This window comes from Streptomyces coacervatus (genome assembly GCF_029223485.1).
Taxonomy (GTDB): Bacteria; Actinomycetota; Actinomycetes; order Streptomycetales; family Streptomycetaceae; genus Streptomyces; species Streptomyces coacervatus.
In genome coordinates this window covers 49,394-73,510 of the sequence record NZ_JARHTP010000027.1, presented here as the reverse complement: position 1 = coordinate 73,510, position 24,117 = coordinate 49,394, and the positions used below count along the sequence as shown (strand labels likewise).

The 24,117-nt window shown below is 71.2% G+C and carries 19 protein-coding genes; 10 read left to right on the top strand and 9 right to left on the bottom strand.

All coding sequences use genetic code 11. The features are described 5' to 3' along the window. Positions 1 to 100 precede the first annotated feature (100 nt). A complete protein-coding gene (locus tag P2Q00_RS44980; protein ID WP_275780594.1) occupies positions 101 to 931 on the bottom strand; it encodes an SAM-dependent methyltransferase in 831 nt (276 codons plus the stop codon). A 160-nt stretch (positions 932 to 1,091) separates the two neighbouring features. Here P2Q00_RS44980 and P2Q00_RS44975 point away from each other — a divergent pair, with 160 nt between their 5' ends. The 3 genes from P2Q00_RS44975 (at position 1,092) to P2Q00_RS44965 (ending at position 3,587) form a co-directional block, all read left to right on the top strand. After that, the gene (locus P2Q00_RS44975; RefSeq protein WP_275780593.1) at positions 1,092 to 2,270 is read left to right on the top strand and encodes a MalY/PatB family protein; all 1,179 of its coding nucleotides are present in this window, start codon (positions 1,092 to 1,094) and stop codon (positions 2,268 to 2,270) included. A gap of 56 nt (positions 2,271 to 2,326) precedes the next feature. Beyond that, positions 2,327 to 3,073 (top strand): type 1 glutamine amidotransferase domain-containing protein, encoded by a 747-nt coding sequence (locus P2Q00_RS44970; protein WP_275780592.1) that lies wholly within the window; start codon positions 2,327 to 2,329, stop codon positions 3,071 to 3,073. 127 nt (positions 3,074 to 3,200) lie between these two features. Next, positions 3,201 to 3,587, top strand: coding sequence for a PPOX class F420-dependent oxidoreductase (locus tag P2Q00_RS44965; RefSeq protein WP_275780591.1), 387 nt, complete (start codon positions 3,201 to 3,203; stop codon positions 3,585 to 3,587). A gap of 64 nt (positions 3,588 to 3,651) precedes the next feature. Here the strand turns inward: P2Q00_RS44965 and P2Q00_RS44960 are convergent, their stop codons facing one another. Next, complete coding sequence (locus P2Q00_RS44960; RefSeq protein ID WP_275780590.1) at positions 3,652 to 6,429, bottom strand: dienelactone hydrolase family protein; 2,778 nt, start codon at positions 6,427 to 6,429, stop codon at positions 3,652 to 3,654. 164 nt (positions 6,430 to 6,593) lie between these two features. On the opposite strand from P2Q00_RS44960, the gene P2Q00_RS44955 reads away from it, so the two are divergent. Next, positions 6,594 to 7,334 carry a hypothetical protein gene (locus P2Q00_RS44955; RefSeq protein WP_338059416.1) on the top strand — a complete coding sequence of 247 codons (741 nt, stop codon included), beginning with the start codon at positions 6,594 to 6,596 and terminating at the stop codon, positions 7,332 to 7,334. A 7-nt stretch (positions 7,335 to 7,341) separates the two neighbouring features. Here P2Q00_RS44955 and P2Q00_RS44950 read toward each other — a convergent pair whose 3' ends face one another. Further along, on the bottom strand, positions 7,342 to 7,755 hold the full coding sequence (locus P2Q00_RS44950) for a Zn-ribbon domain-containing OB-fold protein (RefSeq protein ID WP_275780663.1): 414 nt from the start codon (positions 7,753 to 7,755) through the stop codon (positions 7,342 to 7,344). Positions 7,756 to 7,884: 129 nt separating this feature from the next. After that, on the bottom strand, positions 7,885 to 8,550 hold the full coding sequence (locus tag P2Q00_RS44945; RefSeq protein ID WP_275780661.1) for a TetR family transcriptional regulator: 666 nt from the start codon (positions 8,548 to 8,550) through the stop codon (positions 7,885 to 7,887). Between the two features lie 194 nt (positions 8,551 to 8,744). On the opposite strand from P2Q00_RS44945, the gene P2Q00_RS44940 reads away from it, so the two are divergent. Beyond that, positions 8,745 to 9,404 carry a peptidoglycan-binding domain-containing protein gene (locus P2Q00_RS44940; RefSeq protein WP_275780589.1) on the top strand — a complete coding sequence of 220 codons (660 nt, stop codon included), beginning with the start codon at positions 8,745 to 8,747 and terminating at the stop codon, positions 9,402 to 9,404. Between the two features lie 1,130 nt (positions 9,405 to 10,534). On the opposite strand, the gene P2Q00_RS44935 is transcribed toward P2Q00_RS44940, so the two are convergent. The 5 genes from P2Q00_RS44935 to P2Q00_RS44915 all read right to left on the bottom strand — a co-directional run bounded on the left by P2Q00_RS44935 (position 10,535) and on the right by P2Q00_RS44915 (position 17,345). After that, positions 10,535 to 10,909, bottom strand: coding sequence for a hypothetical protein (locus tag P2Q00_RS44935; protein WP_275780588.1), 375 nt, complete (start codon positions 10,907 to 10,909; stop codon positions 10,535 to 10,537). A gap of 417 nt (positions 10,910 to 11,326) precedes the next feature. Beyond that, positions 11,327 to 12,250, bottom strand: coding sequence for a MurR/RpiR family transcriptional regulator (locus P2Q00_RS44930; protein ID WP_275780587.1), 924 nt, complete (start codon positions 12,248 to 12,250; stop codon positions 11,327 to 11,329). Positions 12,251 to 12,392: 142 nt separating this feature from the next. Beyond that, positions 12,393 to 14,147 carry an ArnT family glycosyltransferase gene (locus P2Q00_RS44925; RefSeq protein ID WP_275780586.1) on the bottom strand — a complete coding sequence of 585 codons (1,755 nt, stop codon included), beginning with the start codon at positions 14,145 to 14,147 and terminating at the stop codon, positions 12,393 to 12,395. A 42-nt stretch (positions 14,148 to 14,189) separates the two neighbouring features. After that, complete coding sequence (locus P2Q00_RS44920; RefSeq protein WP_275780585.1) at positions 14,190 to 16,118, bottom strand: phosphatase PAP2 family protein; 1,929 nt, start codon at positions 16,116 to 16,118, stop codon at positions 14,190 to 14,192. A gap of 327 nt (positions 16,119 to 16,445) precedes the next feature. Beyond that, the gene (locus P2Q00_RS44915) at positions 16,446 to 17,345 is read right to left on the bottom strand and encodes an N-acetylglucosamine kinase (RefSeq protein ID WP_275780584.1); all 900 of its coding nucleotides are present in this window, start codon (positions 17,343 to 17,345) and stop codon (positions 16,446 to 16,448) included. Positions 17,346 to 17,699: 354 nt separating this feature from the next. Here P2Q00_RS44915 and P2Q00_RS44910 point away from each other — a divergent pair, with 354 nt between their 5' ends. The 5 genes from P2Q00_RS44910 (at position 17,700) to P2Q00_RS44890 (ending at position 24,088) form a co-directional block, all read left to right on the top strand. Then, a complete protein-coding gene (locus P2Q00_RS44910; RefSeq protein WP_275780583.1) occupies positions 17,700 to 18,833 on the top strand; it encodes an ROK family transcriptional regulator in 1,134 nt (377 codons plus the stop codon). Between the two features lie 274 nt (positions 18,834 to 19,107). Then, entirely contained in the window at positions 19,108 to 20,430 is a 1,323-nt protein-coding gene (locus P2Q00_RS44905) for an ABC transporter substrate-binding protein (protein ID WP_275780659.1), read from the top strand. A 123-nt stretch (positions 20,431 to 20,553) separates the two neighbouring features. Further along, positions 20,554 to 21,468: a carbohydrate ABC transporter permease gene (locus P2Q00_RS44900; protein WP_275780582.1), complete on the top strand. Its 915-nt coding sequence runs from the start codon at positions 20,554 to 20,556 to the stop codon at positions 21,466 to 21,468. Continuing rightward, positions 21,465 to 22,367, top strand: a complete 903-nt coding sequence (locus P2Q00_RS44895; protein ID WP_275780581.1) for a carbohydrate ABC transporter permease — start codon at positions 21,465 to 21,467, stop codon at positions 22,365 to 22,367. The genes P2Q00_RS44900 and P2Q00_RS44895 overlap by 4 nt, the downstream gene beginning before the upstream one ends. A 2-nt stretch (positions 22,368 to 22,369) precedes the next feature. Further along, entirely contained in the window at positions 22,370 to 24,088 is a 1,719-nt protein-coding gene (locus P2Q00_RS44890; protein ID WP_275780580.1) for a hypothetical protein, read from the top strand. Positions 24,089 to 24,117 lie beyond the last annotated feature (29 nt).

Here is a 24,117-nt window from a genome sequence, read left to right as displayed (position 1 = left end):
CCGAACGCGCGGCGTGAACACCGCGGGGCCCTGCGGTCGTTGAGTGCCCTCTCTCCATACGTGGCCGGGGACGGTCGCGTTCAGCGCGCGGGCGATCTTCTCACCGTTTGCGGCCGACCCCGCCGTACATGGCCACTTCCTGCGGCTCGCCCGCGTCCGTCTGCTCGGGCCGCCAGCGCGAGCAGGAGACCACGCCCGGTTCCAGAAGCTCCAGACCGTCGAAGAATCGGGCCACGGCCTCGGGCGTGCGCTGGGTCAGCGACGGGGTGCCGTGCTCGTTCCAGAAGCGGACCGCCTCGTCCACCTCGGGCAGTGCGGGGCTCGTGATGGTGTGGGAGAGGACGAGGCGGCTGCCGGAGGGCAGGGCGTCCATGAGCCGCCGCACCATGCCGTACGGGTCCTCGTCCTCGCCGATGAAGATGACCACCCCGAGCAGCATCAGGGCGACCGGCTGCGTGAGGTCCAGGGTGTCGGCGGCGCGCTCCAGGATCGAGTCGACGTTGCGCAGATCCTCGTCCAGGTGGTCCGTGCGGCCCTCGGGTGAACTGATGAGCAGGGCGCGGGCGTGCGCCAGCACGAGCGGATCGTTGTCGACGTAGACGATCCGTGCGTCCGGGGCGAGACGCTGGGCGACCTCGTGCGTGTTGTCGGCGGTGGGCAGGCCGGTGCCTATGTCGAGGAACTGCCGGATCCCCGCGTCCGCCACGAGGTGACGCACGGCGCGTCCCAGGAAGAGGCGGTCGGCGCGGGCGTACTCGCCGATGGCCGGATGGAGCTCCCGGATCCGGTCGCCCGCGACGCGGTCGACCTCGTAGTAGTCGCTGCCGCCCAGCCAGTAGTTCCAGATCCGGGCCGTGTGCGGGCGCAGCGTGTCGATGCGGCTGCGCAGCGTCGCGGCGGGATCTTCGGTGGCTGCCGGGTTCTCCGTCACGGGCTCTGCTCCTGGAGTGCCTGATGGTGCGCCGGGTACGGCGTCAACCGGCAATGTAGAGGGCGGAGTTGGCGTCTGCCGAGGGGGAGGGGCGGGTGTCTTCCCAGCACACGCCTCCAGGTCCTGCCAGGGCACACCGCAGCCGCCTATCTTGTGCCCCATGACCAGCATCCCGCACGGCACGTCCGGTGAACCGAATCCCCTGACCGCACTCTCCCTCGACCGCCTGCGATGTCGTACGAGCATGAAATGGCGAACCTACCCGGCCGATGTGCTGCCGCTGTGGGTGGCCGAGATGGACGTACCGCTCGCCGAACCCGTCGTCCGCGCGGTCACCGATGCACTCGCGCTCGGGGACACCGGCTACCCGGCGGGCACCGCCTACGCCGAGGCACTGGCCGCCTTTGCCGAGAAGCGGTGGGGGTGGGACGGGCTCGCCGTGGAGCGCACGGCGATCGTGCCGGACGTCATGCTGGGCATCGTCGAGATGCTCAAGCTGGTCACCGGGCACGGGGATGCGGTCGTCGTCAACCCGCCCGTGTATCCGCCGTTCTACCAGTTCATCGAGCACATGGACCGGCAGGTCCTTGAGGCTCCGCTCGGGGCGGACCTGCGCATCGACTTCGAGGCCCTGGAGGAGACCTTCCAGCAGGCGGTCGCCGGCGGCCGGCGGGCCGCCTACCTGCTGTGCAGCCCGCACAACCCGACCGGAACCGTGCACACCGCCGGGGAACTGGCCGCCGTGGCCGACCTCGCCGGCCGCTACGGCGTGCGCGTCGTCGCCGACGAGATCCACGCCCCGCTGACCGCGTCGGGCGCCGACTTCGTGCCGTACCTGAGCGTCCCGGGCGCGGAGAACGGCCTGTCTCTCATGTCCGCGTCGAAGGCGTGGAACCTGGCAGGGCTGAAAGCGGCGCTCGCCATCGCAGGCCCCGCGGCCGCCGCCGACCTCGCCCGCGTGCCCGAGGAGGTCAGCCACGGTCCCAGCCACGTCGGCGTCATCGCCCACACGGCCGCCCTGACCGACGGCACCGCCTGGCTGGACGCGCTGCTCACCGGCCTCGACGACAACCGGCGGCTGCTCACCGGCCTGCTCGCCGAACACCTTCCCGCCATCGTCCACCGTCCCGGCGAGGCCACCTACCTGGCCTGGCTCGACTGCCGCGCCCTCGGCCTCGGCGACGATCCGGCGGAGGTGTTCCTGGAGCGGGGGAGGGTGGCACTGAACTCGGGACTCCCCTTCGGTACCGGCGGGACGGGACACGTACGCCTGAATCTGGCGGCCTCGCCCGAGCTGATCACGGAAGGCGTCCGGCGGATGGTGGCGGCACTCGACTGAACCAATCCACAGGTCGGGGTGTCATGGACACGTGACAGCCTTGCATGATGACCCCCATGCGCGTGCTGATCCCGCTCCCCGACCACGACTTCGACGTCACCGAGGTCGCCGTGCCCTGGCGGCTGCTCACCGACGCCGGGCACCAGGTCGTCTTCGCCACCGAGCGCGCCCGTACCCGGCCCGCTGCCGATGCACGGCTGTTGACCGGCGTGCTCTTCGGGCAGCTCGGAGCGGAGGACGAGCCCAAACGGTTCTACGAACAGCTCACCGCCGCCCCGGAGTTCACCGCGACGACCGCCTGGGCCGACGTGGACGTGACGGCGTACGACGGGCTGCTGCTGCCCGGCGGACATGCGCCCGGCATGCGGCAGTACCTCGGCTCGGACCAGCTGCAGCAGCAGGTCGCCCGGTTCTGGGCGCTGGGCCGGCCGGTCGGTGCGATCTGCCACGGAGTGCTCGTCCTGGCCCGGACCCGGGACCCCGAAACGGGCCGCAGCCTTCTCGCGGACCGCCGGACGACCTGTCTGCCCAAGTACATGGAACGCACCGCCTACCTGACCACCGCCTGGCGCCTCGGCCGCTACTACCGCACCTACCCGGCGTACGTGGAGGACGAGGTGCGGTCCGCCCTCGGTGACCCGGCCGTCCAGTTCGAGCGTGGCCCCCGGGTACTGACCCGGCGCGGTACGGCGGACGACGATTCGCATGCCTTCGTCGTCCAGGACGGCACCTATTTGTCGGCGCGGTGGCCGGGGGATGCGTACCTTTTTGCGCGGCGGTATCTCGAACTGCTCGGGGCGTAGTGCTCCGCGGTGTGGGCCGTTTTTCGTCTGCGGCGCCGTTGTGGCTGGTCGCGCCGTTCCCCGCGCCCCTTTCGGGGCGCTGCCGAACCGGGGGCTGACTTCGGGCACCCCTGCTTAGACTTTCGCTATGGACGACACGTCGCTGGAGCGGCTCGGCGCGGGCAAGTACCTGCTGATCACCAGCTACCGCAAGAACGGCACCCCGGTCGCCACCCCGGTGTGGGTGGTGCGCGACGGCGACACGCTCGGTGTGTGGACGCCGGCCGACTCCTGGAAGGTCAAGCGGATCCGGGCCCGCGGCGACATTCTCGCCGGCCCCTGTGACCTGCGCGGCAACCCGACCGGCGCGCAGCTCCCGGCCACCGCGGAGATCGGCGACGAGGCGACCGTCGCCCGCTACCGCGAGCTGATCGCCCACAAGTACGGCATCGCCGGCCGCCTCACGCTGCTCGGCAGCCGCCTGCGCCGAGGCCTGAAGGGCACCGTCGGCATCCGCGTGACGCTGCAGCCCTGAGACGCGTACGGCCGCGCGGTCCTCCCGGGAGAACCGCGCGGCCGTCACCACGGCGAACGCAGGCCTACGACGCGTCCAGCACCGTGCCGCTCAGCACCGGCCCGCCGGGCTGCGGATCACCGTTGTCGTTCGTCAGCTGGAAGCGCACCGACTCGGCCGGCTCCGTCACCCGGTCCCTGACCGTCGGCAGGGACACTTCCGCACTCAGCTTTCCCTTGGGCACGTCAGCCCCCAAGGAGAGGTACTTGATCTGCGACAGGGGGCGTTCCGGATCCGGTGACTCGCCCGAGGCGTTGGCGAGCCACGCCGGGTCGACGTCCTTGGTGGACAGCTCCGGACCGCCGGTGACCGGCGCGACGGCGAACGTCGGGCTCAGGTCCACGTCTGCGGCCTCGGACAGCGACACCTTCCACTTCAGCGGCTTCCCCTCGGCCACCCGGTCCGCTACCGGTGTCACGGTGATCGCGGGCATGGGGTCGTCGTTCTGCACCGTGATCCCACCGCGGTACGAGCCGATGACCGCGCCCTGCACGGCCTTCACGATCACCGTGTTGTCCACGTCGTACGAGAAGCGTGTGTTGCCCTTCACCTCGACCGGTACGTCGATGTCCTGGCTGCCCGGACGCACCGTGACGAGGTGTTCCTCAGCCTTGCCGGTGACCGGGTCGACGACGTACACCCGCACCTGCCCGCTGCCCTGCCCGGACACCTGCACCGGCACCTGGTATGTACGGACGCCCGAGTCGCCCTCCTTGACGGTCGTACGGCCGAGGTCGACGCGCGGCAGCGCCGCCTCATGCACCGCAGGGGTGCCCGGGCGCCAGCCCCAGGCATCCATCAGCCAAGCCTTCCCCGACCGTGAACGCGGCGTCAGTTCAAGGGACTTGATGTGCTTCAGATCGAGACCGGCCCGGGACGCCGCCGACAACGGGACGCGCACCTCGCGCGCCCAGTAGGAGGCGGTCCGCTCGGTGCCCGGCAGGCCGTCGACGGCGATGCGGCCGAGAGCGGCCCGTTTGCCGTGGGTGTCGGTGAGGGACACGTCGAGCTTGGTGCCCTTCGAGTTGGGCGGCACGATCACCCGCAGGGCCAGCTCCTTGGCGCCGCCCAGCGACACCGGCGCATCGGAGCGCACCCGGGCCGCCGATCCGGCCGACGACCACTGCAGCGCGACCGCGCGACGACCGGTCTCACGATCCGTCTCCCACTGCGCGAAGTGCGGCGACGCCCCCTTCACGCCCCGGCCCAGACAGGCCACGTGCGCGTCCGGATCCACCGCGGAGCACAGCCGTCCGCCGGTCACCGTGACCTTGCCGTCCGGCAGGAACCCGTCGCCGCGGTTCGCCCCGACCGCGTGCGTGAGCACCCGCGCGGGATCGGCCGACGGCGCGCGCCGACCCGACCCGTCGAGCAGCGGCCGTACGCGGTCGTCGCCGGCGACGAACAGCCGGGCGGCCGCCGCGATGTAGGTGCTGCCCGCCTTGTGCTGCTGGTTCGCGGTCAGCCGGGTCGCGGTGCCCGGCGAGCACACCGGGTCCCGGTGCCCCGGGTCGTTGTAGAAGTCGTCCTCGGCGGGCGCCTGCGCCTGCCCCGGAGTCCACTCGGTGTTGAAGAAGTTGTGGTCGGCGCCCACCACGTACACCGCGCTGTGCAGTGCGGCACCCTTGCTGACCCCGCGAGTGCCGTCGACGTACACCTCGCCCTGCAGGTCGGAGACGTCGCCGTCGCAGCCCGGCAGGATCGTCGCCGACGGCACGTCCGCGACCGGATTCTGGCCGAAGATCGTCGGTCCGATGAGCACGGTGCCGCGGATGTGCCAGCGCACCGGGCCGTGGTAGCCGTCCTGCGCGGCGGGCGGCGGATAGAGGCTGTCCATCGCCGCGCGGTTCACGCCCTCGCCGCCGCGCGAGTGGCCGACGAGCAGGACGCGCGAGAGGTCGGCCGCAGGCGCGTTCCGTACGGCTGCGGGGGCCGAGCCCGGGTGGGCCGCCCAGTCCGCCCAGCGGGCCAGGTGCAGACGCACCAGCGAGGAGCGGGCCTGTGCGCCGCCGTCCTCGGCCGCGTCGTCCTGGGCGTTGATGCCGTTGGCCGAGATCGACACCGTCACATAGCCCTGCGACGCCAGCAGCCGCTGGTCGCGCAGGTAGCCCCGGTAGCTAGGGATCGGCTTCGTGCCCTGCGGGCAGGGCCAGTCACCCGTGACGTCCGTACGGGTGTAGCAGGTGGAGTGGCGGCCGTGCAGGAACAGGGCGAGCGGCCGGTGGCCGGTGGCGCCCTTCGGCGCGACCACCACGGCACGCATCTCCACCGGCTGCGGGAAGCCGGGCAGCTTCACGGGGTCGAGGTCGTACTCGCCGGTGGTCGTGCCGTACCGGCCCGGTTTCCCGGGATCGACGGAGTTCGCCGGAAGCCGGGCGGGCGGCGCAGCCGCCGCGGAGCGCCGCCCGCCCGGGGTCTCGGCACGGCCGGAGGCGTCCAACTCCCGTCCTCCGGCCTGCACATGAAGGTCCGTCAGACTGGGCGTCGTCCCGGCCCGGCCGAGGTCGAGGCGGAACGTGCGGCCGCCCCGGTCCGGTTGCGGGACGCCCAGCATCCGGCCCCCGGAGTAGAACTCGACGCGCGCGTCTCCCATGGGCACCGGGGCGGTCGAGTGCCAGACCAGCTGCCGCTCGGCCCCCTCACCGGCGATCCTCCAGCCGGGCGGCAGGCCACCTGCCTGATCGGCCGCTGTGCTTGACGGTCTGGCGTCCGACGGCACTGCCGACTGCGCCAGCCCTGGCGATCCCCCCGCCACCGCGAGCACCGCCGCAGCGGTGACCCATATTCGCCGGGCACGGAACAAGGTCCCCTCCTCAAGTCCTCAAGTACCGAGCAAAGGCGCCCCGTTGGTCAGCGGAGGCCGCTCGCGATTCAGAGGACGACGGGAGGGAACTGTGGGTTGCCTGTGTCCGGCGATTCAGCTGGTGCCCACCGATGGGATCAGGCCGACGATGACGACGGGTGGGCATGGGCGCCGGGCCTTCGGGACAGGACCCCTCAGGACGTCTCGCTTTCTACGGCTCGGAGGCGGGCGAACGCCATGGACTGCGCCGGGACTACGACCGCGCCCACGGGGCCGGCCCGGCCGCCGACGACCCGTTCGCACTGGACCTGGCCGACAACGACACCCTGCGGGCCCTGTATCTGGAGGCCGAGCGGGACGACGGATACATCCGCGACCGAAACGTCTTCGGCGGCCCGGTCACCATCGAGGACGACATGGCGGTCCTCGTCCGCTACGCGCGCGGGGCGACGATGACGTACCACCTCACCGCCTACTCCCCGTGGGAGGGCTACCGCGTCATGTTCAACGGCAGCGCCGGCCGCCTGGAGCTGGAGGTCGAGGAGTGCCTATGGGCGCAGCCCCGGACCCCGGTCGCCTCGGACAGCGGCGCACTGCACGGAGACACGGCCGCTCAGCACGCGGGCGGTGCACGGCTCACGCTGCGCCCGCTGTGGCGGCCGCCGGTCGACATCCCGCTCGACGCCGCCCACGAGGCTCACGGCGGGGGAGACCCCCGCATGCTCGACGCGTTGTTCGGACCCGTGGACTCCGGTGCGTTCGATCAGGACGCGGCGGCGCATCCCACAGCCACCCAGCGCGACGGCGCTCTCGCCCTCGCGGTGGGCCTCGCCGCCAACCGATGCTTCGAGACGGGACGGCCCGTGGCCGTGCGGGACCTGGTCCCCGGGGTGTGGGAGAGCTGAGGGAGCGTCAGGACCAGGCGCGGTAGGGCTCGTCGACCAGCTGGAAGACCGGCTCGCCGCGGACCGGGTCCTTGGCCGTCGACAGCCGGACCCGGTCACCGCTGTGGATGCCGATCAGCGGGCCCATGACCCTGCCGCGCACGACGAATCCCTCGGCCATCTCCACGAGCGACACATTGCGCGCGGCAGGGGTGTTGCGGTGCACGATCGTCGCATGGCGGACCGTGCCCGTGCCCTCGCTGCGCTCCGTTCGCAGATCGCCGCCCTGGCAGACCGGACACAGCAGCCGGTGGTACATGGCGGTGCCGCACCAGGTGCAGCGCTGGAAGAGGATGGTGTCCGAATCGGGCGCCTGGGGATCGAGCACGCCTGCCGCGGAGCCGGCTGCCTGACGGGCAACGTTTCCTGAGTGGTGGTACACGCGGGTCAACTCCCTGCGCTCGGCCGGAATTCGACGTGCGCGGTTCGCCGTGCCACCGTGCACGACATCAATGTATGGCACTGAGTGTCATACGTAAAGACACTGCGTTCCCTCAATGTGCGGCCCCGGTCAGTCCTGCTCGAGAGCGCTCTCGATCTCCTGGACCACTCGCCACAACGGTGCGCCACGCCGGGAGACGACCACCACCACGTCCTCGGGTTCCTCCTCGTCGTGCGCCGGGGGCGTGGTGAAGGCACCCTGTACGTACCCCAGTGCGTGGTCGAGAGCGGCGCTCGCGTCCCCCTGTCCGTCCGAGCGCAGCCAGGAGCGCAGCGCGTTGTTGTGCGCCGCGGCCACCGCCGCCGCGATCACATCGGCCTGCAGCGTCCCGTCCGGACGGCCCCCAAGGCGGCCGCGCAGATGGTCGGCGAAGGCCCGCTCGTAGCGCCACACCACCGAGAGTTCGTACGCGCGCAGTCCGGGCACCTTCTTGGTCAGGCGATAGCGCTGAACGGAGAAGGTCGGGTTCTCGGTGTACATGCGCAGCACGATCCGGACTGCGTCACAGACCCGCTGCACCGGTTCGTCCTCGTCGCCGCTGTCGGCGAGGAACGCCGTCATCTCGGCCAGGCTCCGCTCGTGGTCGGGAAAGACCACGTCCTCCTTGGAGGGGAAGTAGCGGAAGAACGACCGCCGCCCGACGCCGGCGAGCGCCACGATGTCGTCCACCGTGGTCTGCTCGTAGCCCCGCTCGAGGAACAGGTGGAAGGCCGCCGCGACCAGGGCGTCCCGCATGGGTGGCCGCGTGGCCGTCGGCTCTGTCTTCATGAACGGGAACGTAGCATCCGGACGGCACGGATGGCACTCAGTGCGCTGCCGAAGGGAACTGAGTGTCCTCCTGCGGGACCGCTGAACTGTCGTGGTGCGGGGCGCGTATCACTTCCGGGGGAATGGCGGAGGCCCCGCAACGGGGACGGAAGGAGAGCACTGTGCCCACACCGCCCGCATCCGGGTCGCCGCAGGACCGCCCGCCGCTGGAGCCCATCCGGGTCCTGCGCCCGCGCCGCACCGACGCCCTGGCGGAGCTGTTCAAGGAAATGGAGCAGGGCACCGGCGATCTCGAGGCCGTCGCCGTGCCGGATCCACGGTCCTGGGACGAGGGCGAGACACAGGAGCTCCCGCCCGTGCGTACCGACGGCCCCGGCGCACCGCGCCGCGGCGACCGCTTCGGGTTCGGGCCCGGACTGCGCCGCGCCGCCGTCACGGTCGCCGTCGCCGCGGCCGCCCTCATCGGCTTCGGCGGCGCCCTCCTGCTGCACGCCAGGAACAACGACGCCACCGCCGAGCCGCCCCGCCCCACCGCGTCCGCCGAACCTACCGCCACCGCCTCCGCCGCCTCGGACCCCGACGGCGCCGGCACCCTCCGCGAGGGCGACAGCGGCCCCGCCGTGACCGACCTGCAGCAACGTCTGCTGCGCATCCCGAACATCTACGACAACGGCTCCACCGGCGGCACCTACGACGCCACCCTCAAGGCCGCGGTGGCCCGCTTCCAGCTCTGGTACGGCATCCGGGGCGACGAGACCGGCGTCTACGGCAACGACACCCGGCTCGCGCTGGAGTCCCGGACGGCCACCGGGACCGGCTGACGCGGCGGGGCGCCGGCCCTCGAACACCGGGCAACGGGTGAAGAAAGTCCCGGTGGACGGTGTGGACAAGTGACAGTCACGCGTCACCATGGGCACCGGGCCGCCGAATGCGGCGCCCCGCCCGCCCAACCCGAAAGCCACGCCCATGAACGGCTCCCGCATCCCGGGCCTGGTCCTGCCCACCGTCTTTCTGCTGGCCCTGGTCGTGGGCGTGTTCTGGTACTGGCGCCACCGCGGCGACGACTGAACGGCGACCGGCCACCGGCCCGCACCGCCGCCTGCTGCGGGTCCACCGGAACCCGGACGCCGAGCAGCCAGACGCCGTCCCACCGCTCACCCTCCGGCATCGCGGCGAGCAGCGACCCCCGGGAGCCGGGCTCGTCGGTGCGGCGGCTCGGAACAGCCTCGGAGAGCCGCTTGAGGCCCCGGTCGAGACCCTCCAGACTCCGAGGCCTCCGGTGGGTAGCGGCGCATAGATCATGACCGCGTAGGCACCCGCCTCCGAGCAAGGTGCTCAAGCAGGCACCGGGCGAGATCCTGCGGTGTGGCGTCGCGGACGAGTTCCCCCCCGAGGGGGCCGCGAGCTGCCGAATCGTCGTGGGCGGAGGCCGAGTTGAGCGCGGATGCAACCGTGGCTCATGGGGGACGGTGCAGGCGGCGCACTCTGCGGAGTGCGGCGGGCTCGGCGGACGGAGCGGGCTCGGTCGTGGCGGCGGAATCATGGAAGAGGGCCGATTCGGGGGAGACGCCGGGCTCCCGCTCGCGGGCCGTGCCGCCCGGCGGCGGTGCCGGGCCGCCGAGCGTGAGCCGGCAGTTCTCGTGCGGTGAGCGGTCACCGGCCTCCGCGCGCCGCCGCGGCGCCCCCCTCCGCGGCGTCCGTAGAGCAGCTGGGCAGGGCCATCACCGCGCCCTTGTCCTGTTCCGGGACGGTCGGCTTGGCGGCCGGGTCGTGCAGTCGGCCGTCCCGGCATACTGCTCGGCGGCCACCCTGGCTCGTGCGACGGTGTCCGGTGCGGCGCGGGACTCCGCCGGCCCGGCGGGCTGCTCATCACGCGTCGAGCGTCGCGCCCGGGGCGGCCTGCGATCGTGGCCTTGCCGGCCCCGGTTGCTCCCGCCGAAGCCGGCCGCCGTCAGCGCCCCGAGTCGACCAGGGCCTGGGAGACCGCCCGGACGCTGCGTGCGATGTGCTGGAGCTGCAGCACCTCCGCCGCGTACAGCTTGATCGTGTGCTCGATGACCGACTCGGGCAGGCCGAGTGCCGGGAGGTCGGCGCGTGCCGTCTGCAGGGCGGTGCGCGCGACCCGGATCTCGTGCTGCACCTGGATCTGTGCATGGCGGGCCAGCAGCACGGGGTGGCGGATCAGGGCCGGGTAGCTGCCGTAGCGGGCCGGCACCAGTTCGCGCAGCCACCTGGCCGCCGAGCGCTCCCAGTCGAAGGAGCCGGGCGTCTTGACCTGGCACGGCCAGTCCGGGCTGATACGCGTGGTCGTCAGTTGCATGATCATCGCTTCCGGGTGTGCGGCGTCGTGTGGGGTGGTCCGACGAGGGCGGGCGGCCCCGGTCTAGGGGATGACCGGGGCCGCCAAGGGCGCTCGCAGAGGCGAGGCCCGACCGAACACCCTGAGCGCCGACGCGGGTAGGAGACGGCGGCTTCGGGTGCCCGTGCAGGGGCCCGGGAGGGCAGACGGTGCCGGCGCGGCGGATGGTGCAGACGCATGGGCGGACCGTCGGCTTTCTCCGGGCGATGCGGGGTGGGGACGGGGGTACGGAACGTGTCCCGGAGTTGGCCGGTGCGCGATCCGTGAGAAGTATTTATATATGCCGTCCGGTTTGCAAGAAGCATGAAAACATTCATGCGCAGTATGTTGTGAAAGGTCCCTTTGTAATTCCGCCGTAACACCGGATCGGTCGCCGGCGCCGGATCAGTCGCGCAGGAAGAACTGATGCTGGTCGGAGATCTGCTCGTACTCCTCGAGCCGCGCCTGGGTGCGCTCGGGGTCGGCGTCGGTCATGGCCTGCAGCAACGCGGCGGCGATCACGCCGGGTGCCGCATAGGAGTCGAAGACCAGGCGGGAGCCGGTGCCGGTGGCGAGCACGACATCCGCCTCGTCGGCCAGGAGCCCCAGCGCCAGGTCCGTGACCAGGGCGACCTTCAAACCGGCGCTGCGCGCGACCCGCACGGCCGTGAGGGTCTCCTGTGCGTGCCGGGGCATCGAGAACGCCAGCACCCACGTACCTCCCGCCTCACGCGACTGCAACAGTGCGTCGTAGGCGACACTTCCGCCCCGCGTCACCAACCGCACGTCCGGATGGATACGGCGCGCGGCGTAGGCGAAGTACTCGGCGAGCGAGGCCGAGATGCGCAGCCCCAGGAGGGTCAGAGGCGTCGACGCCGACAGCTTGCGGCCGAGCTCGATCAGCTGGTCGGGGTCGGCGAAGTCGCGCCGCAGGTTCTCCAGGTTCTCGACCTCCGCGTCGACCGCGGCCTGTAGCTCGTTGCTGACGTTCTCCTCGGTCGTGCCGGGTCCGCCGGCCAGGGTGCGCAGCGCGATCGACTGGAGCTTCTCGCGCAGCGCGGGGTAGCCGCTGAAGCCGACCGCCGCGGCGAAACGCGTCACCGAGGGCTGGCTCACACCGACGCGCTCGGCGAGGTCGGTGATCGAAAGGAACGCGGCTTCGGTGATGTGCTCGATCAGATACTGGGCGATGCGCCGCTGGCCGGGGGAGAGCCGGGGCCGGTCGAAGAGCGTCCTGAGCTGGGAGGCCGGGGCGGCCTCGGCCTCCGGAGCGGTCTTGCCCGAGGTGATCGCGGATGCCTGTGCGCGTGCCTGCTGCGGCGATGGCACCGGTGTGCCTCCTTTGTCTCCCACAGTGCTTCAACATAGCTCACACACCGTCGTGACCAGGGCTTGTACGGAGCATCCGGCGTTCGCCGGACGGATCCTCAGGTTGCCCGCCGCTTCCGGTGCCGGGACCTGCTGCCACCTGTCACCGGCGATAGATCGTGATCGAATGACCGACGTCGTCGATCGGACGACTGTTGCGGATCAACGCGCCCAGCGGGCCTCGCGCCTTGGCAACCGCGGAGTCCGACACGACCAGCAGCCCGTGCACCCGACGCGGGGGCACGTTGCGCGGATCGGACGCGTGGATGCCGTAGTACGACGGCACACCGCTGCCCTTGTACACCAGCCAGATCCGCTCGCCCCGATACCGGTTGTGCAGCCGGTCGGCGAGTCGGCCCAGGTCCTGGCCCCAGTCCACGTTGGAGTCGTGCAGCCGCAGATGCGTCTTGGCGGGACCGCCGAACGCCTCGTTGGAGTACGGCAGATAGTAGGGATACGTCAGCAGCGAGCTGACCGCCACGAACAGCACCAGGGCTCCCGTCACGAGGGGCGCCCACCGCCACCGCACGGCGAGCACACAGCCCGCGGCGACCGCCAGGAACATCGGCACGAAAATCGCGTACCGGGTCCCGAAGTCCCGTGACCCCGTCATGGCCGCGGCCAGCAGCACACCGGCGGGCACCAGCACATACGGCGCGGCGGGCCGCAGCCGCCGCACCGCCACCAGCACCACGGCACCGGCGGCCCACAGGGCGAGCATGCCGAGCGGCGTCTTCACCAGCAGCGCGGCCGGCAGGTAGTACCAGCGGGAACCGGTGTACAGCTGGCCGAACAGGAAGCCCTTCCACGGGTAGTTCTCCAGCCCGAACTGGATGCGCATCCCGTCCCGGTACGACGCCGGGAACGGCAGCAGCCGCACCAGCAGTCCCTTCAGCCCGTGCACCGCGGGCACCGGCTGAAGGGACTGCCCGGGCGTCCACCGCAGGCGCGGATCGACCACCAGATACGAGGCCCATACGACCGCCACGGCCACCACCGCCACGACGGCCGCCCCCGCGCCCGCCCGCAGCAGCGCTCTGCGCCGGCCCTCCGCCCCGGCCCGCCACACCGACCAGGCGGCCAGCGCCATCAGCACCGGAACCACCGGCAGCACGCTCATCTTGGTGGCGAGCCCCGCCCCGAGCGCCACACCGCCCAGCGGCACATACAGCCGGGGCCGCCGCCGCGCCCGCCACAGCAGCCACGCCGACGTCAGCACGAAACCGGCCGCCGGCACATCGAGCGTGGCAAGCGAGCCGTGTGCGATCACGTCGGGGGAGAAGGCGTACAGGGCGAGGGCGGTCAACCCGGCCGCCGCGCCCGCGAGTTCACGGGCGAAGGCGAAGACCACGAGCCCGAAGAGCAGTGTCAGCACGATCATCGGCAGCCGGGCCCAGAACATCAGCCGCCACGGGTCGTTGCCCGAGGTGTACAGCAGATGCGCCCCGAAGCGGCTCTGGTCGCCCTTGTACGACGTGTCGACGTGCGGGTCGGCGATCGCCACCCCGACCGCGATCACCAGCTTGCCGAGCGGTGGGTGCTCGGGGTTGAAGCGGATGCGGTGCTCGTGAAGGTAGTCGGCGGCCGTGGCGACGTAGATCGGCTCGTCGATCGTCGGCGTCTGCTGCACGGCGGTGGTCACCATGGCCGCGGCCATCTGGGCGAGCAGCACGAACACCAGCAGCGGGACCAGCCACCGCCTGCGGGGGCCCCGTGCAGGGCCGGCGGACCTCGCCCGCGGCGGCGGGTGTTCCTCGTCGTCGCGTCTGCCCGGCTTGAGGACCGAGTGCTGTTCGTGCGCCATCATCCGCCCCGCGGTGACACGGACCGCGAGGGGGCGGGAGTGATCCGGACCCATCCCATGAGCCCTACTTTCGCATCAGCTCCCGCCTCCCGTGCGTTACCGCTTCAGGAGTCGTACCGACAGACCTTCCGTCGTGTAGACGGGTACGGCCCGCAGCCGGTCGGAGTTCAGCTCGACGCGGTCGAACTGGCCGCGCAGCCCCGCAGCGGACAGGACCCGCACCGTGCTGCCCGCGGCCGGCGGCCGTTCGGCGTCGAGGTGAAGCGACAGGACGCTGCCCATGCCCAGCACCGCCCGGCGAGTGACCTCCAGGGCCGGTTCGTGGCCCGAGCGGAGCGTCAGCTCCAGCGCGCCCGACTCCTGGGAGTATCCGCCGTGCACCTGCACGGACCGCTCCAGCCGCAGCGTGCCGCCCGAGACCCGCACAGCGCCGTGACCCAGCGCGTGGGACGAGGCGGCGACCAGCACGCCGTCCTTCACCACGGTGCCGCCCGTGTATGTGTTGTGGCCGGTCAGCGCTAGGGTGCCGCTGCCCTGCTTGGCCAGCCCGCCGTCGCCGCAGATGTCGTTGCGCCAGCTGTCGGCGGCGCCGAAACCGCCCGCGGCCGCGTCCAGCGTGACGGTCACGTCGGAGTCGAAGGCGCCGTAACCGTCCGCCGCGGCGAACAGGTTGAGCCGCCCCCACTGCTCGAAGCCGTCCAGCAGCACATACCCGGAGGGCAGCGCCGTGGTGCGCAGCACCTCGCGCCGCTGGTCCGCGTCCAGATACGGCAGCCGCGTCTCCAGCAGCACCTCCGCGCCCTTCGGCACGGTGAGTGGCTCGCTGCGGCCGTGCCGGGTCAGCACGTACGTCAGGCGCGGCTCGACCGCACAGGCATTGGCCTCGCGGTCCGCGTAGGGGTCGCTCGCGTCGGAGTGCGCGTAGGCGAAGAGCGTGTCGGCCGTCGTGCCGGTCTGCGCCTCGAAGTAGGCCAGGGCCTGGGCGCGGGCCGCGGCCTTGAGGGCGGCGTTGGCCGGGTCGGCGAGGGTGGCGGCGGCGAGGGCGGTGGCCATGATGCGGCCGCCCATGACGTCGACCGGGGAGTGCATGCCCGCCATGATCCGCGTGTGGCCGAGCTCGATGGCCCGCGTCACCAGCTCCTGGAAGCGCTCCGGTACGGCGTACGCGTAGGCCAGGCCCGCCAGGTGGAAGGCGTTGGTGTGGCCGCTGGGGAAGCCGGCGTCGTCCGTCGGGGATGTGCCGCGCTGGCGCAGCAGCTGGGGCGCGACGACCACCTCGGAGTCGTACACGGGGTAGCCGAGCGCGTCCTTCGCCCCCGTGTCGACGACCTCGCTGTCCTCGTTCATGCGCCACGGGCGCGGGTACTGGAAGGCGTACTTGGACGGGTTGCCCGAGGCGTACGGGCCGCGCACCGTGTCGACCAGTTCGGCCACCTTGCCGAGCGCGGAGTCGTGCGAACCGGCGCCGAGCGCGGAGCCGGCCGGGGCGTCCGCCGGCACCGCGTCGTCGATCTTGGCGGGCGGCGTGCCGTCCGGTGCGCTGGTGATCGACGTGACCGCCTTGGCACCCGCCTTGTACAGGCCGGCCAGCGGCCCCAGGCCCGCGATCATCGCGTAACTCTGGTGCTGGCGGTCGTAGAGGAACGCCTCCTTCGCCTGCGCGTCCGTGCGCGCGCCGGTGATCCGGGCGCAGTAGCGCATGTTGGCGCTCAGTACGTCGGGCAGCAGGGGCGTGCCGGTGTTCCAGGCGCCGCCCGTCTTCCATATCTGCGCGAACCCGCCGAGCACGCGGACGACCGCGTTGGTCTCGGGCGTGAGGTTCGTCGAGACATTGGTCCTGTAGTCGTCGACGAATGCCGCGGGCATCGTGGCGGCCTTGGCGTCGGCGGCGCTCAGCCATGTCACGAAGGTGGGCGCGGCCAGCACACCGGCCGAGGCGCCCAGGGAGGTCTTGAGGAACCCCCGCCTGTTGACGGCGAGTCGACCGGCCTTCGAGGAGGAGCGGTGCCCGGCAGGTGACGGCATGCGTGTGCCTCTCTTCAGTTCTTCGGCCGTGCGGCCGGGAGGGAGATCGTGCGATCAGAGGTGTCCCGCGGGACGCATGGGATGTGCGAATCCGGTGCGTCCCGTGAAGCTTTGAGCGAAGATCTACGGCCGGGTGCTGACCCGATGGCGAGTGCCCGGCGACCGAGACGTGTCGTGTCGGTGAACTAAGCGGGTCGGCAGCGCCCTTGAGGGGCGCGGGGCTATGACATCAGCGGCTCCGCCGCAGGGCGCGATCAGCCACGACGGAGCCGCAGCCGATCGACGGCGTGTCGCAGCACACCGGTGCAGCGCCTGGCGTCGACGTGCTCACAGGATCGAACGCGCCAGAGTCACCGCACCCTCCACGGGTGGTTCCCGCAGCGGCTGCGGACGGGCTCCGGGCACAGACCGGGCGAGCGCCGTCGCGAACGCGCCGTACAGCGAGGCCTGGGCGAGGACGGTGCTGCCCGCGACCACCACGTCGTCCACCATGACCCCGCGAGCGGCGAGCCGCTCCACCAGCGCGGCCAGCGAACGGCCGGCCTCGGTGATCACCGCACGAGCGAGCGGCGAGCCCGCCTCGGCGGCCGCGAACACGACCGGCGCATGCCGGCCCCACTGAGCGGAGACGTCCGTGGCGCCCTCCAACGCCGCGCCGAGCGCCGGTACTTCGGAGACGCCGAAGGAAGCGACGAGACCCCGGGCGAGTTCATCGGGCTCCTCCCCGCGGTCGTGTGCCGCCCAGGCGGCCCGCGCGGCCTCGCGGACGAGACCGGCCGCGCCGCCCTCGTCGCCGAGCACCGCACCCCAGCCGCCGACCTGGAGGGAAGTTCCGTCGGCGAGCCGTCCCACCGCGACGGAACCAGTGCCGGCGACCAGGCCGACCCCCTTGTCCAGGCCCGCGGCGGGCACGAGCAGTTCGGCGTCACCCATGACCAGCGCGGGTGCGTCGAAGTGCAGTTGCAGGGCGGTACGGATCTGGGCGCACTGGCGCGGAGTCTCACAGGCGTGACCGCCCACTGCGAGGGCCGCCGGGCGTGCGCCCTGCGGCAGCGCGTCGGCGACCAGCGCGGCCAGCCACCCGGCGGCGGCCACGGGGTCGTGCGGCCGCCAGCCGCGGCTCGTCCGGACATGATCGGCGACAAGCTCCGCGCCGACGTAGGCACGCAGATGCGTCTTGGTGCCACCCACGTCGATACCGACCACGAGGGGCATGAAGTCCTGCACGGGGCCTCTTTCGTCAGTGCGCTGGACACGCCGGACCGGTAGCGCCCCTGAAGGGGCGCGGGGCTGTGTCGATATGCGGCTCCGCCGCGCGGGCGCGATCAACCACGACGGTGCCGCAGACAACCAACGGCCCCACGCGGCACAACCGGCGGAGCGCCACGGTAGGCGAACCGTGCCTGAAATTACGGGAGTTGACGAACTAGGGAAGCCCCGGGACGGGCTTCTGACGGACACGGCAGGCGAGTACCGTGAAGTTCGTTAGGAAGTTAACTAACGAAGTACAGTGCGTCAAGAGGCATCGCGCACTCGACCACTGAGCGGCTCGTGACCCGTGGGAGAACTGTGATACACGACATGGCGGAAGCCCCCCGCCTGACCGAGAGCGCAAGCGCGGTCTTCGCCGTGCTCGCCGAGGCGGGCAGCGCGACCCGCCCGCAGCTCGCAAGCCTGGCGGGCCTGTCCAAGCCCACCGTGTCCTCCGCCGTCGCGGAGCTGGAGAGCGCCCGGCTCGCCGCCCACTCCGGCACAGCCTCCGGCGGCACGGGCCGCTCCGCCGCCGTCTACGGCCTGGGGCCCGCCGCCGGGGCCGTGCTCGCCGTCGACCTCGGCCCCGCCCTCACCCGGGTGCGCGGCTGCGCCCTGGACGGCACTCTGCTCGCCCAGGCCACCGGGGCCCGGGAGGAGGCTGCCGACGTGGTGCGCGAGGCGCTCGTCGCGCTGCCCGCCGGCGCCCCGCTGCGCACCGTCGTCGTCGCCGTCGGCGACGTCACCGCGCGCGAGAAGGAGGGTGCCCGTATGCGCCCCGCCACGGCCAAGGCCGGCCCCGTCTTCGACGCCATGGCCGTCGCCCTGCCGCCGGGCGTTCCCGTGCACCTCGAGAACAACGTCAACTGCGCCGCGCTCGCCGAACTGCACGAGGGTGCCGCGCGCGGCCGGCGCACCTTCGGCTATCTGCGGATCGGCGTCGGCATCGGCCTCGGCATCGTGGTCGGCGGGCAGGTGCTGCGCGGAGCCAATGGCGCCGCCGGTGAGCTGGCCCGGCTGCCCTACCCCTGGGACGACGGCCGCGAGCCGCGCCACGAGGCCCTGGAGGAGTACATCGGCGCCCGCTCACTGCTGCGGCGGGCGGCCGAGGCCTGGCCGGACGAGGACGGGCCGTGCCCGCGCACCGCCGAGCAGCTCTTCGCCCTGGCCGGGGAGGGCCGGGCGGCGGCCCGTGCCGTGATCGGCCGCCACGCCACCGACGTCGGCCGCCTCGCCGCCGCCGTGACCGCCGTACTGGACCCGGGACTGATCGTCCTGGGCGGCAGCACCGGCGCGGACCCGCAGGTACTGCCCGGTGTACGGGCCGAACTGGCCCGGCTGAGCTGGCCCACCGAGGTGGTCAGCAGCACGGTGGGGGATCTCGGCACGGTCGTGGGCGCCGCCCGGCTCGCGGTCAGCCGAGGAGTCCAAACCGTGACCGAGGCCGCGGGGGCGAAGGATTGACGGCCTCCGACTCGATCTGCCAATGTCCGGACAAGCGCTTTCTAAGTCGGCCGGGATGCCGACTCGGGGTGAACCTCCCGCCCGTACGCGAAGTACGGCAGCCGCACGAGGGCGTGCTTGTGCGACGACGGCCCTCATGGCCGGGGACACCACCCTTCAAGGCGACGCGGCCGGGCGAGGCCGTGCCCCCGGAAAGCGAAATTTCCTGCAAAATGCACCCGTGCCACCCTGGCTGGCGCCGTGCTTCTTCCGCTACGACGAAAAGGGATCGAAGATGATCAGTCTGGGTGTGCGGCGCTCACGCCGACTCGGCCGCGGCGGCATACGCCGCGTGGTTCCCCTCGCTGCCGTGGCCACGGCAGGTGCCCTCCTGCTCTCCGCCTGCGGAGGGGGATCCGGCTCGGGCGGCAACTCCAAGTCGCTGACGTTCTGGATCTCCACGGTTCCGGGGCAGGACGCGGGCTGGAAGAAGCTGGTGGCGCAGTACAAGAAGGAAGCCGGCGTCTCCGTCAAGCTCGTCAACATCCCCTACGACGGCTACACGACGAAGCTGCACAACGCCGCGCAGGCGAACTCTCTGCCCGACGTGGCGGCCGTGCCGGCGCTGGACCCGATCTGGTCGAACAAGCTGCTCGACCTCAGCTCCATCGCCAACAACAAGAGCAACAACATCAACGCCAACTTCCTCGCCAAGGACTCGTCCGGGAAGGTGCTGTCCATCCCCTCGGACGTCACCGCGTCCGGTCTGTTCATCAACAAGACGCTTTTCAAGAAGGCCGGTGTCTCCGTCCCGACCTCGCCCGACAAGACCTGGACCTGGACCGACTTCATCGCGGCGGCGAACAAGGTCCGCGAGAAGACCGGCGCCAAGTACTCCCTGACCTTCGACCAGTCGCCGTCCCGGCTGCGCGCCATGGTGTACGAGCTCGGCGGGAAGTACGTCCACGCGGACTCCTCCGGCAAGTTCTCGGTGGACGCCGCGACCAAGAAGGCCGTGAAGTACTTCGTCGGACTGAACGACGACAAGACCATGCCGAAGTCGGTGTGGACCAGCGGCGCCGACCCGTCGGCCATGTTCCAGAGCGGTGACGTGGTCGCCTACTGGTCCGGCGTCTGGCAGGTTGCCTCCTTCGCGGACAGCATCAAGAAGTTCGACTGGGCGAGTGTCCCGACTCCCGCCGAGCCGGTCCAGGCCAGTGACGTCAACAGCGGCGGCATGACGGTGGGCTTCAACAACAACAGCGCCGGGGCGACCGCCGCGAAGAAGTTCCTGTCCTGGCTGTACGAGCCGGCCCACTACAAGACGCTCTGTGAGGCGTCCGGCTTCCTGCCCGTCGAGAGCGGTCTGAACCCGACGTACCCCTTCAAGTCCGAGGCGGCGCAGGCGGCGTTCAAGCTGTACAACGAGGAGATCCCGCTCTACGCCCCGATCTCCGGCTACTTCAACGGCGCGCAGACGAACTGGGTGCTGAAGGGCAAGAGCCTCACCGAGGACCCGACCAAGACGGAGCTCGGCAAGGCGATCAACGGCCAGCAGTCGGCCGACAAGGCCCTGCAGAACATCGTGGACGGCTACAACCAGCAGGTCGGCGGCTGAACGTAGGCCACAGGGCCGGGCGGCGGCGTCGAGACACCGCCGCCCGGCCCTGAGCGCCCATGTGATGCCGGCCTCATGGCGTGAGCCCACAGGAATCCATTCCACCAGCACGGAGTCAGGAAGATGACAAAACGCGCCTCGGACGTGTCCGCGAGCCCGCCCAGGAGACGCCGCAGCAGCTACACCATCGCGCCGCTCGTCCTCATCGCGGCCAATGTCGTGCTCTTCGCGCTGTTCTTCGTCTGGCCTGCGGTGATCGGGCTCGTCTACTCCTTCACGAACTACACGGGTGTGGGGGCGTTCCAGTTCATCGGACTGGACAACTACCACAACCTGTTCGGGGACTCCACCTTCTACGATGCGCTGAGCCGGACGCTGCTGTACGCCGTGCTCTTCGTGCCGCTGAACTTCGCGCTCTCGCTGCTCGCTGCCAACCTGGTGGTGAGCAAGCACGCCAAGGGCGCGTCGGTCGCCCGCGTCATCTTCTTCATCCCGTGGCTTCTGTCGCCCATCGTCGTGGGTGTCCTGTGGCGGTGGCTGTTCGGTGAGAACTTCGGACTGGTCAACTACGTCATCGAGAAGCTCGGCGGAAGTGCCGTTCCGTGGCAGTCGAACGCGGACCTGTCGTTGATCGTGGTGGTGATGGCGGCTTCCTGGGCCTGGACGGGCTTCTCGATGCTGCTGTTCATCGCGGCGATCAAGAACGTACCGGTGTCGTACTACGAGGCGGCCTCGCTCGACGGCGCCGGCCCATGGCGCCAGTTCATCAGCATCACGCTGCCGAGCATCGCGCCCACCTCGTTCATCGTCATCCTGCTCAACACGATCAACGCGATGAAGGAATACCCGGTGTTCGTCGCCCTCAACAACGGCGGACCCGGCACGTCGAACAACCTGCTTGTCCAGTACATCTATGAGACCGGCTTCAAACGGGGCCAGATCGGCTACGCGAGCGCCGCGTCATTCGTGCTCATGCTCATCCTGATGGCCGTCGCGATCATCCAGCTGATCGTCAACCGGCGGGTGGAGAACCGATGACAACCACAGACATGCCGCGCAAGGTCGACGCCGGTCCCGGACGGGCCGTCACCAAGAAGCGGTCCGGCGGCGCGGGCAGTGGTGGGCTCCGGCGGGCGGTGTCCGCGACGACACTGCTGTGGATCCTGGCGTGCCTCTACGGCCTTCCGGTGCTGTGGTTCATCCTCAGCTCCCTCAAGCCGGCCAGCGACCTGTTCTCCTATCCGCTGACGCTGGTTCCGCACAACCCCACCCTGTCGGGTTACCTGACGGCGTGGCGCAGTGCCAACTTCTCCCAGTACTTCGTCAACACGGCCATCGTGTGCGTGATCACGACGATCCTCACGGTGGGAGTCAGCTGCTGCACCGGGTACGCGCTGGCCAAGTACGACAACAAATGGCTCAAGGTCTTCTTCATCTGCATCCTGGCCACCACGATGCTGCCGTCCGAGGTCATGCTCGCCCCGGAGTTCCTGGTGGTCCGCAACCTCGGTCTCTACAACTCGTTCGCCGGCATCATCCTCCCGGCCGTGCTCACCGCGACCGGATGCTTCATGTTCCGCCAGTTCTTCCTGACGGTTCCGGACGAACTCGTGGAAGCCGCACGCATCGACGGCGCCCGTGAACTGTCCATCTTCCTGCGGATCATGGTGCCGCTCTCCCGGCCCATCATGCTGACCCTCGCCATCCTGTCCTTCCAGTGGCGGTGGAACGACTACATCTGGCCGCTGCTGATGCTCAACGACCCCAACAAGTTCACCGTGCAGATCGGCATCCAGAGCATCGTCGGCGCGCAGAACATCAACTGGTCGGTCCTGCTCGGCGCATCGGTCATCTCGATGATCCCGCTGATCGTCATCTTCCTGGTCTTCCAGCGCTACGTCATGGGCGCCGACATCAATGCCGGACTGAAGGACTGACCTTGGCCACCCCGCTCGACCGCGAGTTCGTCCGCGCGGCGGCCCGCGCCGCCGACCGGTCGGCCGCCCCGCCGGCGGCCGGCCCCGACGAGGAACCCGCCGGTGTGACCCACCGGGCGCTGGCACGCCGGGTGAAGACTCTGGTCGCGGCGTACCGTTCCCCGGACTCGGCCCTGCACGGCAGCAGACAGGCCATCGCCGCCGCGATGACCCACCTCCGCGCCCTGCGGGCCGCGCAGACACCCACCGGCCTCTTCGCCGACGGCGACAACGTGCAGTCACCGCCGGACTCCGCGTTCACCGTCAACGATGTGTGCGACGCGTACGTCCTCGCCGCCGACGCGGGACCGGAACTGGGCGAGGTGACGGCCGTGCTCGCCGAGATCGCCGGCGCCGCCTCCGGCGCTCTCCTCACCGGTGGGGTGCACACCCCGAACCACCGCTGGGAGCTGTGCGCGGCGCTGGCCCGGCTGCACCGGTCGTTCCCGGACGACCGGCTGCTCGACCGCGTCGAGGAGTGGCTCGCCGAGGGCGTCGACATCGACGCGGAGGGCCTGTACTCGGAACGCAGCGCCGTCTACGCGGCCCACGTGTCCAACCCGTCGCTGCTCCTGCTGGCCGACGTGCTGGGCCGCGCCGACCTGCTGGACGCCGTCGAACGCAATCTCGCCACGACCCTGGACCTCATCAGGCCGGACGGCACGGTGGAGACCGTCCATTCGCGACGGCAGGACCAGAACCAGCCGTTCCCGCTGGCGCCCTACCTGCCGCACTACCGGCTGCTCGCCATCCGCACCGGCCGGGGCGACTTCAGCCGGGCGGCGCGACTGGCGGCCGCCGGCGGAATCGACGACCCCGACCTGCTCGCCCAGACCCTCCTCACCCCGGACCTGTGCCGCCCCCTGCCGGCACCGGCTGCGGAGACACTTCCGCGCGACCGGTACCTCACCACCGCACGCCTCGCCGCCCGCGCCTCGGCCACCGCCCACACGGTGGTCTACGGCGGCTCCGATGTGCCCGAGCACCGGCGCATCCGCTCGGGCCTCGCCTGCAATCCCACCTTCCTGCGCCTGTTCGCCGGAGACGCCGTCCTCGACGCGGTCCGTCTCTCGCGGGGGTTCTTCGACCTGGGCCCGTTCCGCGCCGCCGACATGGAACAACTCGCCCTCAACCGGTACCGGCTCACCGAAACCCTCACAGCCGCCTACTACCAGCCGCTCCCGACGGACCGGCGACAGGACGACGGCGCCTACCGGATGGCGGACGAGGGACGCTTCTCGGCCGCGATGGCCTTCCCGGACCGGCCTCGGGACGAGGTCTCCCACACGACCGTCGTCGAGGCGGACCTGAGGGAGGACGGTGCCGACCTGCGGATCGACATCGGCGGACCACGGGTGCCCTGGGCCCTCGAACTGACCTTCCGGCCGGGTGGCGTGCCGGAGGGCGCCGTACCGATCGGCGACGGGCGCTGGTGCCTGACGACCGGGCCGATGACCTACCGGGTCGGTGACGACGAGATCCGGATCGAGGCCGGCGTCGAGACAGGCGAACCGCTTGCCGGGCCGGACCGGAGCGACGTACTGCGGTACGACCCGGGTCAGGACTACACCGTGGTGGGCGGCACCGACGCGACGACCGGAAACCGCGTCTACATCGGTGGACACGGCCCCCAGACACTGACCGTCGCACTGCGCGCCCGCCGGTCCGCACCTGTCGTGTGACCCCGACGACCCGACCCACGCCATGGCCA